This is a genomic window from Streptomyces sp. NPDC025721 (genome assembly GCF_055558595.1).
In genome coordinates, this window is the sequence record NZ_JBVHMF010000017.1 from 22,791 (window position 1) to 37,270 (window position 14,480).

Annotated in this window: 15 protein-coding genes; 8 read left to right on the plus strand and 7 right to left on the minus strand. The window is 73.3% G+C overall.

Features of this window, described 5'->3' with window-relative positions:
• The first annotated feature begins 8 nt into the window (after positions 1–8).
• A complete protein-coding gene (locus tag ACZ4EF_RS22905; RefSeq protein WP_391051133.1) occupies positions 9–2,228 on the plus strand; it encodes a glycoside hydrolase family 3 N-terminal domain-containing protein in 2,220 nt (739 codons plus the stop codon).
• Positions 2,229–2,301: 73 nt separating this feature from the next.
• Here the strand turns inward: ACZ4EF_RS22905 and ACZ4EF_RS22910 are convergent, their stop codons facing one another.
• Both ACZ4EF_RS22910 and ACZ4EF_RS22915 read right to left on the minus strand, forming a co-directional pair.
• Positions 2,302–2,757 carry a type II toxin-antitoxin system Rv0910 family toxin gene (locus ACZ4EF_RS22910; RefSeq protein WP_355335695.1) on the minus strand — a complete coding sequence of 152 codons (456 nt, stop codon included), beginning with the start codon at positions 2,755–2,757 and terminating at the stop codon, positions 2,302–2,304.
• A gap of 77 nt (positions 2,758–2,834) precedes the next feature.
• Entirely contained in the window at positions 2,835–3,374 is a 540-nt protein-coding gene (locus ACZ4EF_RS22915) for an HAD domain-containing protein (protein WP_467350553.1), read from the minus strand.
• 95 nt (positions 3,375–3,469) lie between these two features.
• On the opposite strand from ACZ4EF_RS22915, the gene ACZ4EF_RS22920 reads away from it, so the two are divergent.
• The 4 genes from ACZ4EF_RS22920 to ACZ4EF_RS22935 all read left to right on the plus strand — a co-directional run bounded on the left by ACZ4EF_RS22920 (position 3,470) and on the right by ACZ4EF_RS22935 (position 7,548).
• Positions 3,470–4,351 (plus strand): pyridoxine/pyridoxamine 5'-phosphate oxidase, encoded by an 882-nt coding sequence (locus ACZ4EF_RS22920; protein ID WP_467506275.1) that lies wholly within the window; start codon positions 3,470–3,472, stop codon positions 4,349–4,351.
• A 110-nt stretch (positions 4,352–4,461) separates the two neighbouring features.
• Complete coding sequence (locus ACZ4EF_RS22925) at positions 4,462–4,977, plus strand: Clp protease N-terminal domain-containing protein (protein ID WP_355335688.1); 516 nt, start codon at positions 4,462–4,464, stop codon at positions 4,975–4,977.
• Positions 4,978–4,989: 12 nt separating this feature from the next.
• The gene (locus ACZ4EF_RS22930) at positions 4,990–5,949 is read left to right on the plus strand and encodes an EamA family transporter (RefSeq protein WP_355335685.1); all 960 of its coding nucleotides are present in this window, start codon (positions 4,990–4,992) and stop codon (positions 5,947–5,949) included.
• A 621-nt stretch (positions 5,950–6,570) separates the two neighbouring features.
• Positions 6,571–7,548, plus strand: a complete 978-nt coding sequence (locus tag ACZ4EF_RS22935) for a DMT family transporter (protein WP_467506276.1) — start codon at positions 6,571–6,573, stop codon at positions 7,546–7,548.
• Between the two features lie 4 nt (positions 7,549–7,552).
• Here the strand turns inward: ACZ4EF_RS22935 and ACZ4EF_RS22940 are convergent, their stop codons facing one another.
• Positions 7,553–8,239 (minus strand): FMN-binding negative transcriptional regulator, encoded by a 687-nt coding sequence (locus ACZ4EF_RS22940; protein WP_467506277.1) that lies wholly within the window; start codon positions 8,237–8,239, stop codon positions 7,553–7,555.
• A gap of 10 nt (positions 8,240–8,249) precedes the next feature.
• Positions 8,250–8,924: a pyridoxamine 5'-phosphate oxidase family protein gene (locus ACZ4EF_RS22945; RefSeq protein WP_467506278.1), complete on the minus strand. Its 675-nt coding sequence runs from the start codon at positions 8,922–8,924 to the stop codon at positions 8,250–8,252.
• 35 nt (positions 8,925–8,959) lie between these two features.
• Between ACZ4EF_RS22945 and ACZ4EF_RS22950 the strand changes: the two genes are divergently transcribed.
• Positions 8,960–10,309: an aminotransferase class I/II-fold pyridoxal phosphate-dependent enzyme gene (locus tag ACZ4EF_RS22950; protein WP_467506279.1), complete on the plus strand. Its 1,350-nt coding sequence runs from the start codon at positions 8,960–8,962 to the stop codon at positions 10,307–10,309.
• On the opposite strand, the gene ACZ4EF_RS22955 is transcribed toward ACZ4EF_RS22950, so the two are convergent.
• Positions 10,300–11,439 (minus strand): DMT family transporter, encoded by a 1,140-nt coding sequence (locus ACZ4EF_RS22955; RefSeq protein WP_467506280.1) that lies wholly within the window; start codon positions 11,437–11,439, stop codon positions 10,300–10,302. The genes ACZ4EF_RS22950 and ACZ4EF_RS22955 overlap by 10 nt on opposite strands.
• Positions 11,440–11,511: 72 nt before the next feature.
• On the opposite strand from ACZ4EF_RS22955, the gene ACZ4EF_RS22960 reads away from it, so the two are divergent.
• The gene (locus ACZ4EF_RS22960; RefSeq protein ID WP_355335669.1) at positions 11,512–12,417 is read left to right on the plus strand and encodes a LysR family transcriptional regulator; all 906 of its coding nucleotides are present in this window, start codon (positions 11,512–11,514) and stop codon (positions 12,415–12,417) included.
• Positions 12,418–12,500: 83 nt separating this feature from the next.
• On the opposite strand, the gene ACZ4EF_RS22965 is transcribed toward ACZ4EF_RS22960, so the two are convergent.
• Positions 12,501–12,995, minus strand: coding sequence for a pyridoxamine 5'-phosphate oxidase family protein (locus ACZ4EF_RS22965; protein WP_355335666.1), 495 nt, complete (start codon positions 12,993–12,995; stop codon positions 12,501–12,503).
• Positions 12,996–13,135: 140 nt separating this feature from the next.
• Between ACZ4EF_RS22965 and ACZ4EF_RS22970 the strand changes: the two genes are divergently transcribed.
• Positions 13,136–13,765, plus strand: a complete 630-nt coding sequence (locus ACZ4EF_RS22970; RefSeq protein ID WP_355335663.1) for an isochorismatase family protein — start codon at positions 13,136–13,138, stop codon at positions 13,763–13,765.
• Between the two features lie 168 nt (positions 13,766–13,933).
• On the opposite strand, the gene ACZ4EF_RS22975 is transcribed toward ACZ4EF_RS22970, so the two are convergent.
• Positions 13,934–14,464: a Rieske (2Fe-2S) protein gene (locus ACZ4EF_RS22975; protein WP_355335660.1), complete on the minus strand. Its 531-nt coding sequence runs from the start codon at positions 14,462–14,464 to the stop codon at positions 13,934–13,936.
• Positions 14,465–14,480 lie beyond the last annotated feature (16 nt).

Genomic DNA, 14,480 nt, shown 5'->3' on the forward strand with positions numbered 1-14,480 from the left:
CGGCGTGTGTGGCCGCGGTCGCTTCCGTACCGGCGGAGGCCGGGGACAATCCGACGTACACCAACGCGAAAGCACCGGTCGACGTCCGGGTGAAGGATCTGCTGAAGCGGATGACACTGGCCGAGAAGATCGGTCAGATGGACCAGATCTCCGTGGTCAGAATGCAAGGCGACTGCGAGTGGAGCGGTGGCGAATTCACCGAATCCTGCATGAAGAGCGTGCTTCTCGACAACGCGGCCGGATCCGTACTGTCCGGCGGCGGCGCGGGACCTGCGGTCAACACGCCCGAGAACTGGGCGAAGATGGTCAACACGGTGCAGAAATACGCCGTCGAGAAATCCCGGCTGCACATCCCGATCATCTACGGCGTCGACGCCGTGCACGGCCACAACAACGTGCTGGGCGCCACGATCTTCCCGCAGGAGATCGGCCTCGGTTCCGCCTGGGACCCGACGCTGGCCAAGAACTCCGCCGCCTCCACCGCCAAGGCGGTCGCGGCCACCGGCATCGACTGGAACTTCGCGCCGGTCACCGACATCGCGCGCGACCAGCGCTGGGGCCGCTACTACGAGACCTTCGGCGAGGACCCGCTGCTCGCGGGCACGCTCGCCGCCGCGGCGGTCGACGGCATCGAGGGCGCCAACGGCGCCAAGAACGTGGCCGCCACCGTCAAGCACTTCCCCGGCTACGGCGAGCCCGGCAACGGCCACGACCGCGTGCCCGGGGACGTCTCGATGCGCTACCTCCAGGACACGCTGCTGCCGTCGTACAAGCAGGCCATCGACGCGGGCGCGCAGTCGGTGATGATCAACTCCGGCGCGGTCAACGGCATTCCGGCGACCGCCTCGCACTACCTGCTCACCGATGTGCTGCGCAAGCAGTGGGGCTTCGACGGCGTCGAGGTCAGCGACTGGGCGGACGTCGCCGCGTTGCAGACCGCGTACCACGTCGCCGCCGACTACCCCGAGGCCATCGCCAAGGCCGTCAACGCGGGCCTGGACATGGCGATGGAGCCGTACGACGCGCAGGGCTGGAGCACCGGCCTGAAGACCGCCGTGCAGCGCGGCCTGGTCACCGAGAAGCGCATCGACCAGTCCGTGTCCCGCATCCTGAAGATGAAGTTCGAACTCGGCCTGTTCGAACACCCCTACGTGGACGCCTCGAAGGCCAACGGCCGGGTGCTCGGCGCCGACACCGCGCTGGCGCGGCAGGCGGCCGACGCGTCGCAGGTGCTGCTGCGCAACGACGGCAATGTGCTGCCGATCTCGTCCTCCGCCAAGAAGATCGTGGTCGCCGGTTCCTACGCCGACGACATCAACGACCAGGTCGGCGGCTGGACGGTGGGCTGGCAGGGCGTGCCCGACGGGGTGACGCTGCCCGGCACCACCGTGCTCCAGGGCATCAAGAAGGCGGCGCCCTCCGGTACGGAGGTCGTCCAGGCCAAGACCGCGGACGACGCGGTGGCGCAGGCCAAGAACGCCGATCTGACCGTGGTGGTCGTCGGCGAGAAGGCGGCGGCCGAGGGCGCGGCGGACAGCCCGCGGCCCGCACTGACCGCCGACCAGGTGGCGTTGGTGAAGTCCCTCAAGGCGACCGGCAAGCCGGTGGTCACCGTGGTCCTCGCCGGACGCCCGCTGGTGCTCGGCGAGGCGGACGGCACCCAGGGCCTGCTGATGTCCTGGCTGCCCGGCAGCGAGGGCGGCAACGCCGTCGCCGACGTGCTGTTCGGCAAGGTCAACCCGAGCGGCCGGCTCAACGCGACCTGGCCCAAGGACATCGGCAACGAGCCGATGTACTACCAGCAGTTGCCCGGCACCAACGGCGGCCCCGAGTCCTTCGTCGACGCCGCCTACCCCTTCGGGGCGGGCCTGTCGTACACCACCTACGGCTTCGACTCGGTCAAGGCCGACTCGTCCACCGTGCGGGCCCGGGACACCGTCCACCTGAAGGTGAAGGTCTCCAACTCCGGTGGCCGTGACGGCGATCTGGTGGTGCCGGTGTTCGTGTCGCAGCCGTCGAGCGACGTGCTCGCCCCGTCCCGGAAGCTGGTCGCCTTCACCAAGGTGCACCTGAAGGCCGGGCAGTCCCGTACCGTCGCGCTCGACGTGCCGCCGAGCCGTCTCGCCGTCACCCCCGGTGACGTCAACGGCGCGGGCAAGCAGGAGGTGGCACGCGGCGCCTACGTCTTCACGGCGGGGACGCAGACCGCCACGGTGACGGTCCGCTGATCCACGCACGCCGCCGGGCCGCGTGAGGGACGATCCCCTCGCGCGGCCCGGCGCTTCGCGCACGGTCGGACCGTCACGCGCCCGGCGCGGGGGGCTCGGCCGGTTCGACGAGCCCGGCGATGGCGCGCAGCGAGTCGTTGAGCGCGGTCGTCGCCGAGTCCTTCAGCTTGCCCGCCATGAGGGAGACGGCGGCCCCGGTGAAGGTGCCGTCGATCCGTACCTCGGTGGCGTCGCCGTCGGGCGTGAGCGCGTACCGCATCCCGAGGCTCACCCCCATCGGCCCCTTGCCGCTGCTGCCCAGCACCCGCTCGGGCTCGAACTCGTCGACCGTCCAGGTCACGTCCGCGGGGAAGCCCATCATCCGCAGGCTCTCCTGGTACGTGGCCCCGGCCGTCAGCGGCCGCGGGCCGCCGTCGGGGAAGGCGGTGTGGGTGGCGTTCCACTCGCCGTAGGAGGAGAAGTCGGTCAGCAGGTCCCAGATCTTCCCTGCGGGGGCCGCGATACGCGCCTGTGCGGAGACTTCGGCCATGCGATCACTCCCTGAGTACCGGTCCACTCCCTGAGTACAGGTCGTGCCGCGCACCGTAACCGCGGGCGCCGCAACACTCAATACTGATGGACCGTCAGATACGGGGAGTGCGGCCTGCCGACGCTGCGCGACAGCGTCGGGGGAGCGGCCAGCAGCCGGTTCACGTGCGCCCGCGGCAGACCGTGCGCCGGATTGACCGGCAGCAGCAGCCGGTCAGGACGGAACCTGGCCCTGCGGACCAGGCGGCGCGGGATCACGTCGTCGGTCCAGGCGAAGGGCCGCCCCGCCGCGTACCGCAGGATCGGCGCCCACTTGCGCGCCGAGTACCGCTCCGCCTCGCGCAGCGGCGGATCGCCGGGCCGCGGCCGGTAGCCGCTGAATTCCACCACCGGCAGCGGCGGCAGACCCAGGCGCGGGGCGATGTGCGTGTTCGCCTCGTGCTCCCAGGTGCTCGCCCAGACGAGGTCGTACATGTCCGCCAGTTCGCGCAACCACACGCCGTGCCGGGCGGACAGCAGCACGGTGTGGGTCAGGATGTCGTGCACGGTGAAGTCCGGCGAGGGCAGCACCGGATTGAGCACACCGTCGACATCCAGGAAGAGCAGCGGTCGGACCATGGAACTCCTTCCCCGGTGGCGGGGCAGGTCGGTGTGTGTCGCCAGAGAGGGACGAGGCGACGGCCGGTACGGTTGCGGGTCGGACGGGAGGACATATGCGCGAAGACGACGGTCCGGCTACCCCCGACGGCGGAAGCGACGCGTCACCCGGGGGCGCGTCACCCGATGATGCGGCACCCGACGGGGCGGCAGTCGGTAACGCGCCGCCGGACGAGGCGGCACCCGGCGGACCGGGACGCGGGCGAACGTCGCCCGGCGACCCCACGCCGGGCGACGCGGCACTGCTCGCCAGGCTGCGGGCCGCCCCCGTACTGGCCGGGCCGCTGCCGGAATTCGACCCGGGCGACGCCCCCGACACCCCCGGCCCGCTCTTCGCGACCTGGCTGGAACTGGCGCTTTCCGACGCACTGCCGGAACCGCACGTCATGACGCTCGCCACGGTCGGCGCCGACGGCACGCCCAGCGCCCGCGTCCTGATGCTGCGCGGAGTCGACACCGCCGACTGCGCCGTCGACTTCGCGTCCGACGCGGTCAGCCGCAAGGGCCGCGACCTGGCCGCGCACCCCGTCGCCGCGCTGACCTGGTACTGGCCCGCGCACGGACGGCAGATCCGGATGACGGGACCGGTCGACGCACTTGACGAGGAGACCGCCCGGCGGGACTTCCTCGGCCGCTCCCCGGCCTCCCGCGCCGCCGGCTTCACCGGGCGGATGAGCGGCCCGCTGACCGGAGCGATGGAGTACGAGCGGGCGCGCGCCGCGGCGGACGCCCTGGTGGCCGCGGAACCGGAACGGATTCCCGAGGGCCACACCGTGTACCGGCTGCGTGCCCAGGAGGCGGAGTTCTTCCAGGCCGACCCCGGTCGCTTCCACGTACGGCTGCGCTACACCCGCTCCGGTCAGGCGGGGGAGGGCCGGGACGGGCGCGGCGACGGGGACACGGACGGCGGCTGGACCCGGACCCTGCTGTGGCCATGACTCATCCCTGGGGATGACGCGGGAACCGGCCAACCCCCTCCATGGGCGGAGGCACGGATGGCCCCCGGTGCGGATGCGCCACACCGGGGCCGCCTGATGAAGTGGATGGCGTGTACAGCAACCACGGGCCGCCGCTCGACCTGAGCCACCTGGCGGACGACCTCCGCCTCACGGTCGAACTGCGTTCCGTGGCGGCCAGCGCGCGCCGCCGGGCCACGCGCGACGGCGACCAGCAGATCGACACCGCCCACCTGCTGCACTCCCTTTTGGAGATCGACCCCCTGGCGCGGGCCGCCTGCGACGCCGGGACCGGCCAGGTCGTCCGCGTGCTCGGCTACCTGGTGCAGCGCAGCATCGGCTACGGGCTGCGCTGGCGCGGCACCGTCGAGGACTCCGGCGCGCTGCCCACCGTCCAGGCCGTCGCCGGCACCGGCTGGAGCCCGTCCGCCGCCGCCGCGATCCGCAACGCCGTCGCCCTCGCCCGCCGCCGTGGCCGCACCCAGGCCGACGGCATCGACCTGCTCGACGCGCTCGCCTCCGACCCCGAATGCCGCGCCGTGGACGTGCTGCGCGCCGCCGGACTCGACGTCAGCGGCTACCGGGATGACGGTCCTGTCGCGAGCTGACATCATGACCCGATGCACGTAACTCAGCGGCGAAACGGGGGCCTCGGGCTCGCTCTGGTGTCCGCCTTCGCCTTCGGCGGCTCGGGCGTGGCCGCCAAACCGCTGATCGAATCAGGGCTCGACCCGCTGCACGTGGTCTGGATGCGCGTCGCGGGCGCCGCGCTCATCCTGCTCCCCATCGCCCTGCGCCACCGCGAACTGCCCCGCCGCAGGCCGGGACTGATCCTCGGGTTCGGCCTCCTCGGCATCACCGGCTGCCAGGCCTTGTACTTCGTGGCCATCTCCCGCATCCCGGTCGGCGTCGCCATCCTCGTCGAATTCCTCGGCCCCGCCCTGCTGTTGGGCTGGGTCCGCTTCGTCCAGCGCCGCCCCGTCAGCCGGTCCGCCGCCCTGGGTGTCGTCCTCGCCATCGCCGGCATGGCCGCCGTCGTCGAGATCTGGTCCGGCCTGGCCTTTGACCCGCTCGGCCTGCTCCTCGCCTTCGGCGCCGCCTGTTGCCAAGTCGCCTACTTCGTCCTCGCCGACGACGGCGCGGAGAGCGCGGACGCGCCGGAACCCATCGCCGTCATCGCCTACGGCCTCCTCGTCGGCACCGCCGTCCTCTCGGTCGTCGCCCGCCCCTGGAACATCGACTGGGCGATCGTCTGGCAGCAGTCCGCGCTCGGTGAGCGCGAGGTCCCGGCCGTTCTCCTCGTCGCCTGGATCGTCCTCGTCTCCACCGTCGTCGCCTACCTCGCCGGCGTCCTCGCCGTCCGCCGCCTCACCCCTCAGATCGCCGGGGTCGTCGCCACCCTCGAAGCCATCGTCGGCACGGTCCTCGCCTGGGTCCTCCTCGACGAGCACCTGGGCGCCGCCCAGGTCGTCGGCGGCGCCCTCGTCCTGGCGGGCGCCTTCACGGCCCAAACGGCCAGCCGCGCCAAGCCGGCGGCGACGCCGGACCCCCTCCCAGAACCCGACTTGGCCGACGCCTAGCGCCTCCCTGCCGCGGTTCGCCGCACGGGTGCCCCTGCACAAGGGGCTGCGCCCCTACGGGACCGCTGCGCGGTGGGGTTCGCCGGTAGCCAGCGAGCCGAAGGCGGCGCCGGTGTTGAAAGGGAGAACGCGCACAGCGACCGAGGAACGAGGGAGCGAGCACGATCGACCGTCGACACCGGATCTAAGCCGCCGGAGGCGAGAGGGCGGCAAAAAGGGGAAGGACGGTGCGCCTGCGCAAGAGGGCTCCCACGCACGGTTCGCCGTACCGATGACCTGACGCGAGTGGGCGACCCGCACCCCTGCCCCCCCCCGCAAGAGAGCCACCCGCACCCCCGCCCCCCCGCAAGAGCCCCCGCCCCCAACCCGCCTCCCTCCACCGCCCTGCCCTCACCCTTCCCCCCCGAGCCCACCCCCCCGACCCCACCCCCCTCACGTAAGCTTCCCCCATGCATCTCACCGTTCTCCCGCCTCCTGCCGTCTGACGCGGGCGGCGACATTTCGGAAGACCTGGGGCCGGACCCGGCGCGGTGACTCGCGTTCGAGGTGAACGGCCGGGTCGCCGCTGTCCGCATATGGCGACCGGCGACCTCACCCCACCTCTTCCGCGGGAGAATTCTCGTGTCACTCACGCATGTCCACACCCCGGTCGACGCTGCCCTGTCGACGAACCGGGGCCTGATCTATGTCGTTTTCGCGGCCACCGCCTGGGGCACGGCGGGCGCCGCGGCGGCGCTGTTGTACGACGGGAGCGGGCTCGGCCCGCTGTCGCTGACCTTCTGGCGGGCGGCCGGCGGCTTTCTGCTGCTTGCGGCGGTGCGCGCGGTGCGTCCGGCCGCCGCGGTGCGGGTGGTGCGGGCGGAGCCGCGGCGGCGCAAGGCGGTGCGGATCCTGGTCACCGGCGCGGGCCTGACGCTCTTTCAGACCGCGTACTTCTGCGCGGTGAAGTCCACCGGGCTTGCGGTGGCCACGGTGGTGACGCTCGGGTCGGGCCCGGTGCTGATCGCGGTCGTGGCGCGGCTGGCGATGGGGGAGCGGCTCGGGCGCGGCGGTACGGCGGCCGTGGCGGGCGCGCTCGGCGGTCTCGCGGTGCTGGTGCTGGGCGACGGCGGTACGGGCGTACGGCCGCTCGGTGTGCTGCTCGCGGTGCTGTCCGCCACGGGGTACGCGGCGATCACGCTGCTCACCCGGTGGCTGGGGCGCACGGGCTCCGCGGGCGACCCGCTGGACACCTCGCTGTGGTCGTTCGGCATCTGCGCGGTGGCGCTGCTGCCCGCGGCCTGGGCCGAGGGGCTGTTGCCGCAGGCGGCGGGGCTCGGCCGTACGGTGCTGCTGCTCTGCTACCTGGCGTCGGTGCCGACGGCCGCCGCGTACGGACTGTACTTCGCGGGCGCCGCGGTCCTGCGGGCCGCGACCGTCTCGGTGATCGCCCTGATCGAGCCGGTCTCGGCGGCCGTCATCGCCGTGGCACTGCTCGGTGAACATCTCACGGCCGCGACGGTGACGGGCACTGTGATCCTGCTGGCGGCCGTGACCGGTCTCGGTCTCGAGGAGGCCAGGTCCGCGTCGGCGCAGCGGAGGGCGGCGCCCGTGGGGTGAGCCCTCAGACGCCGGTCCCGGCGTCGGCCGCCGCGGACAGGCGGCGGATCTGATGGGTACGGGCCGCCGCGTCGTGCGGCCCGTCCCGGTCCGCGAGCAGGTCCATGACGCGCCGCCGCATCCGCTCCGGCTTGTTGCCGCCGTACTTGAACTTCGCCCGTACATCGGTGACGTCGAGGCGGACACCGCGGATGCCGGGCAGCATGCGGCCGAACGGCTCCTGGCCCGGTTCCACGGGCGCGGTGCCGCCTCGGGGCTGGAAGTGGCCGACCTGGCGCCGCAGGAGGTCGGCCTTGAGCTGCGGGTCGTCCACGATGTGGGCGGTGCAGTACAGCAGGACGGCGGCGTAGAAGCTGGTCGGTGTGCCGTGTTCCGTGGGGGCGCCCTCGGGCGTGTGCCAGGGGCCGGGGATGAACGTGTAGTCGTCCACGACGCTGAGCGTGACCCGCGGGCTCGCCTCCAGGGCCCGCCAGATCGGGTTCGGGCGGGCGAGGTGCGTGACGGCCTCGCCCAGCCCGGCCGGTCCGGGGCCGTCGGCGCCGGCCCGCGGGTCGTAGGCGAAGTGCAGCGGCTGGACGAACGGCGGCTCTCCGTCGAGGCCGTTGACGGTGAGCTGGCCGAAGTCGTGGACGGCCAGCCACTCCTGCCACTCGCTGTCGGAGGTGGGCGCGTCCCAGGGGTGGATCAGCATGCCGCGGCCCTCACTTTCCCGGTCGGCCGGGCAGGTAGCCGGGCAGCGGTATCGACGGGTCGAGGTCGTCCGCCGGGATCGGGGCGCCGTAGGTCCTGGCGACCGGGACCACGCCGGTCCAGTAGGGGAGCGAGATGTCCTCCGGCTCGTCGTTGGGGCCGCCGGTGCGGAGCTTCGCCGAGACCTCCAGCAGGTCGAGCCGGATGACGGCGGTGGCGGCCAGTTCCTTCGCGTCCGCCCGGCGGGAGTCGGCGGCGCGTCCGGGCACGGCCTGCTCGACGATCGCGTCCAGCGCGAGCGACCGCTCGGCCGGGTCGGTCACCTGGTGGGCGATGCCGTGCACCACCACCGAGCGGTAGTTGATCGAGTGGTGGAAGGCGGACCGGGCCAGCACCAGGCCGTCGACGTGGGTGACGGTGAGGCAGACCGCGAGCCCGTCGTCGGCCCCCGCCCCGCGCAGCGGCCGGGACCCGGTCGAACCGTGCACGTACAGCCGCTCGCCCGACCTGGCGTAGAGCGTCGGCAGCACGACCGGCGCGCCGTCGCGGATGAAGCCGAGGTGACACACATAGCCCTCGTCCAGGATGCCGTGCACCATCTCCCGGTCGTACGCGGCGCGTTCGCGGCTGCGGGTCGGGACGGTGCGGTCGGTGGGCGGATATCCGACGGGAGGTGCGGAGGCCATGGCGAGATCCTTTGCACTAGTGCATAATAAGGTTTGTGCTAGGAGATTACCGGATCACAGGTCGGGGCGCATCGGATATCGCCGCCAGCGTCGAGAGCGCGGTCGGCACGGGCGCGCTGCGTCCCGGTGAGACGCTGCCGCCGCTGCGGGAACTGGCCCAGGAGTTGGACGTCAACCCGAACACCGTGGCCGCCGCCTACCGGCTGCTGCGCGACCGCGGGGTGATCGAGACGGCGGGGCGGCGCGGCAGCCGGGTACGGTCACGGCCCGCCACCGCGCCCCGTGACGAGATCCGGATCGACGTCCCGGCGGGCGTCCGCGACATCGCCTCCGGCAACCCCGACCTCGCGCTGCTGCCGCCGCTCGACGGGGCGCTCGCCGCCGCCGCAGCCCGCCACGCGGAGGCACCCGCGCTCTACGGCGCCGTCCCGGTCGATCCCGAACTGGCGGCGGCGGCCCGCGCCGCGTTCGACGCGGACGGCGTTCCCGGCGGGCCGATCGGCATCACCTCCGGCTCGCTGGACGCCATCGAGCGCGTCCTGGCCGCCCATCTGCGGCCCGGCGACGCCGTGGCCGTCGAGGACCCCGGCTGGGGCAGCACCCTCGACCTCGTACCGGCGATGGGGCTGCGCGCCGTCCCCGTCGGCGTGGACGACGAGGGACCGCTCACCGAGGACGTGGCGCGGGCCGTCCGGGCGGGCGCCCGGGCGCTCGTCGTCACCGACCGGGGACAGAATCCGACCGGCGCGGCCGTCTCGGCCGCCCGCGCCCGCGAGTTGCGCGCCCTGCTCGCCGACCACCGGGAGGTGCTGGTCATCGACGACGACCACGTACACGGTCTGGTCGACCTGCCGCTGCACTGCCTGTCCGGGGTCACCGACCACTGGGCGCTGGTCCGCTCCACCGCCAAGGCGTACGGCCCCGACCTGCGGCTCGCGCTCTACACCGGCGACGCCGTGACCGTCGACCGCGTGCGCGGGCGGCACCGCCTCGGCGCCGGATGGGTCAGCCACCTGCTGCAACGGGCCGTCGTCCACCTCTGGGAGTCCGGCGCCGTCGATCCGGCCCGCACCGCGCGGTCCTACGGGGAGCGGCGCGACGGTCTGGTGCGGGCGCTGGCCGAGCGCGGGATCACGGCGCACGGCCGAAGCGGCATGAACGTATGGGTGCCGGTCAGTGACGAGACCGGCGCGGTGGCCGGGCTGCTCCAGCGCGGCTGGGCGGTGGCGCCGGGCGCCCGCTTCCGGCTGGCCTCACCGCCGGGCATCCGGCTGACCGTCTCCGCGCTCGCCCCCGCCGACGTCGTCCCGCTGGCCGACGCCGTCGCCGCCGTACTGCGCCCGGCGGGGCCGGGCGCGGCGTCAGGCGCGGGCCGCTACGGCTGAGCCCTGACGGCCGAAGCGGGTGCGTTCGCCGCGGGCTCGGCCGCGGACCGGGGCTCCGCGGCGGGCAGCGCGCCCTCCGTCCGTATCAGCGTCTGGAGCCGGACCTCGGCCTCCACGGGCACGGCGGCCGGGCCCGGTTCCGGTGCGGGCGCGGCCTTGGGGCGGCGCTGGGTGAGGGCCGCGCCGATCAGGATGACGGCGGCGCCGACCGGCTCGTTCCAGCTCAGTGCCTCGCCGAGCAGCAGGACACCGGCGGCGGTGGCCACGATCGGGATGAGGTAGGTGACCATCGAGCCGATCGTCGGCCCCTTCTCCGCGACCAGGCCGTACTGGATGAGGAAGGCGACCCCGGTGCCGAGCGCGCCCAGCGCCAGCACCGACAGCACCGACTTGAGCGGGTACGCGTCGGGCATCGAGGTGAAGAACGGCGTGACCAGCAGCAGTTGCGCGGTGCCGAGGCTCAACTGGCTCGCGGACATGGCCAGGTGGGAGCTGCCCGTGCCGGACAGGGTGCGGCGCACGTACGCCCAGCCGACCGCGTAGCTGAAGGCCGCGGTGAGCGCCATGATCGTGCCCTTGGGGTCCTGTCCCGAGAAGCCCTGCCAGGCGCCGAGCACGGTCAGCACGCCGATGAAGCCGAGGCCGACTCCCGCGAAGCGCTGCCGCGAGGGCCGGTCCTCCGACAGCGCGACCACGGACACCAGCATCGAGAACAGCGGTGTCGCCGCGTTGCATATCCCCGCCAGCATCGACGGGATGGTCTGCTCGGAGTAGGCGAAGAGCGAGAACGGCAGCGCGTTGAGCAGCACCGCGGCGACCGCCAGGTGCAGCCAGACGCGCGGTCCGCGCGGCAGCCGCTCCCGCTTGACCGCGACGGCCACGGCCAGCACCGCCGTGCCGAAGACCATCCGGCCGAGCGTGACCTGGAGGGGCGCGAACGCCTCGTTGCCCACCTTCATGAACAGGAAGCTGAAGCCCCAGACCAGGCCGAGCGCGGCGAAGCGGATCCGCCAGTCGACGGTCCTGCGCGGTATGCGGCGCGAGGTCCGGCCGGAGCGGGGCGAAGAGGAGGCGGGTGTCGGGGAGACGGGAGCGGAAGCGGCTGTCCTGGGCTCGGCGGGTGCGGTCATGCGACTACGATGGCGCGTTCGACCTCGTAGAACAAGCGAGAATTTGTACACGGACGACGTAGGATTACTAACATGTTGAGTCTGGAGCGCCTGCGCGTCCTGCACGCCATCGACACCTACGGCTCGGTGTCCGCCGCGGCGGACGTGCTGAGTGTGACGACCTCGGCCGTGTCGCAGCAGATGGCGAAGCTGGAGCGGGAGACCGGCCAGTCCCTGCTCACGAAGAACGGCCGCGGGGTACGGCTGACCGACGCGGGACGGCTGCTGTCCGGGCACGCCGACCGGATACTGTCCCTGGTCGAGCTGGCGCACGCCGACCTGGAGGCGCACCGGGGCGCCGCCGTCGGCGAACTGCGGGCCGGCGCCTTCCCCACCGCCGTCCGGGGCCTGTTCCCCGACGCCCTCAACGCGCTGCGGCGCGAGCACCCGCAGCTCAGGACCGTCGTGCACGAGCTGGAGCCGCAGGAGTCGCTGGCCCGGCTGGCCCGCGGCGACATCGACCTCGCGGTCGTCCTCGACTGGTACAACAAGCCGCTGTCGCTGCCCGGCGGCCTCGCCAAGGCGCCCCTCGTCGACGACATCGCCGACATCGCGCTGCCCGTGGGGCACCGGCTGGAGGGCTGCGACCAGATCGAGCTGGACGAACTGATCGACGAGGACTGGATCGCCTGGCCCGACGGCGGTTTCTGCAACGAATGGCTGCTGTTCACCCTGCGCGGCAAGGGCATCGAACCGCGGATCGCGCACCACGCCGAGGAGCACGCCACCGTGCTCGCCCTCGTCGCCGCCGGTCTCGGCGTCGCTGTCATGCCCCGCCTCGGCCGCGACCCGATGCCCGGGGGCGTCCGCATCGCCCCCGTCCAGCACACCATGCGCCGCCATGTCTACGCCGTCTGGCGCGAGGACGCGGACCGCCGCCCCGCGATTCGCGTGGCGGTCGAGGCCCTGCGCCGCTCGGCGGGACGCGTGGGCGACTGACCCCCGGCGAAGCGGTACGGAGCCCGGCCCGCAGCGGCCTCCGGAATCCGGTCCGACGGCGAGGCTCGCGCCGACCGGCGGATTCAGGGGCGCCCCGGCTCCGGCCTGGCCGCCGCGGCGGCCATCTTCGTGAAGTCCCACGAGACGACCCGCTCCGGTGTCAGCCGCAGCCACGCGTGCCGTCCGTCGTGCGGCATCGCGGGCAGGCCGAAATTCCGCTCGGAGAAAAGGCGTTCCGGTGTGTCGAGTTCGGGGTGCGGCACGCCGGTACGGGGGGCCTCGCCGACGAAGTCGACCGAGCCGGACAGCTCGACGCCGCGCAGCTCGCCGTAGTCCTCGCCGTCGTCCACGACCACGGCGATCCGCGGGTCGCGCCGCAGGTCGGCCCAACGGCGGCTGCGGACCAGGGAGTAGAGCCAGAGCGAGGTGCCGTCCCAGGCGAACCACAGGGCGCCCGCGTGCGGACGGCCGTCCGGCGAGACGGTCGCGACCCGGCAGGTGCGGTGTCCGGCGAGGAAGACGTCGATCTCCGCCGCGCTCATCATGATCCTGCGGCCCCGACGCTGGGTGGCGGTCATGGCACCTCCGTGCGCATCGCCCATGGCTGACGAGGAGCTGATCCCATGTCAGGTCCTCCCGGAATCATCCGGCACCGGACCGCGAGGGTCCAGCCCCTGATCCCTTCCGATCTGACGGACCGTCAATTATGGTGCGCGCCATGACCTCCGCCGACCGCCTCGCCGCACTGCTGCGGCCCGCGACCACCGCGCTGCTCACCGTCGAGTGCCAGCGCGGTGTGGTCGGGAGCGACAGCGCGTTGCCCGAACTGGCCGCCGCGGCACGCGACTCGGGCGTGCTGGACCGCGTCGGCCGCCTGGTCGCGGGCGCGCACGCCGCGGGCGCCGCCGTCCTGCACGCCGTCGCGATCCGCCGCCCGGACGGACGCGGCGCCAACCGCAACGCCCGGCTGTTCCGCGCCGCCGACCGGCTGCCGGTCAAGCAGCTCGACGGCACCGACGCCGTACGGCTCACCGAGGAGATCCCGGTCGCCGACACCGACCTGACGGTCACCCGGCTGCACGGCCTCTCGCCGATCGCGGGCACCGACGTCGACGCGCTGCTGCGCAACCTCGGCTGCCGGACCCTGATCGTCACCGGGGTCTCGCTCAACATCGCGGTCCCCAACGCGGTCTTCGACGCCGTCAACCTCGGCTACGACGTGGTGCTGCCCGCCGACGCCGTCGCCGGAGTCCCCGCCGACTACGCGGCGGCCGTCGTCCGGCACAGCCTGTCGCTGGTCGCCACGGTGACGACGACCGACGACATCCTGGCCGCCTGGAAGCGGTGACGCGAGCGCCACAACACCGCTGCCCCGAAGCGCTGTTGGCCGCCTCGGATTCCGGTCGCCGCCCGGTGCCGGACGCGGCACCCACCCGCCGCGCCCGGCACCGCAGCCGACGACGTAAGCCCGTAGAGCCGTAAGCCCGTGAGCCCGCAGGTCGTACGTCCGGACCGATCAGCTACCGAGCATCACCTGGTCACCCGACACCGTCACGTTCTCCGAAGGCAGCGGCCTCGTCGCCGGGCCGCTGGCGACGCTGCCGTCGGCCACGTGGAACTTGCTGCCGTGGCAAGGGCAGTTGATCGTGCCGTCGGACACGCTGCCGACCTGGCAGCCCGAGTGGGTGCAGGTCGAGGAGAACGCCTTGTACTGCCCGGCGGTCGGCTGGGTGACGACCACCTTCTGGTCGGCGTAGATCTTCCCGCCGCCGACCGGGACGTCCGAGGTCTTGCCGAGCGCGGTGCCGCCGCCACCGGAGGCCGCGGACGAGGTGGGCGCCGTGCCCGCGTCCGACGTGGTGGGGTCCGCGCCGGCCGAGGTCGTCGGCGCCCCGGCGTCCGACGGCGACGCGGAGTCGGAGGCGGCGTTCGACGAGTCGTCCGAGCTGCCGCAGGCGGCCAAGGCCGCGGCGAGTCCCACGCCGCCCGCCGCCGCTACGAAGCCGCGACGCGTCGGAGGCACGGAGAATCGGGGGGTCTCTGCCATGAGGTGCGTCCTGTCC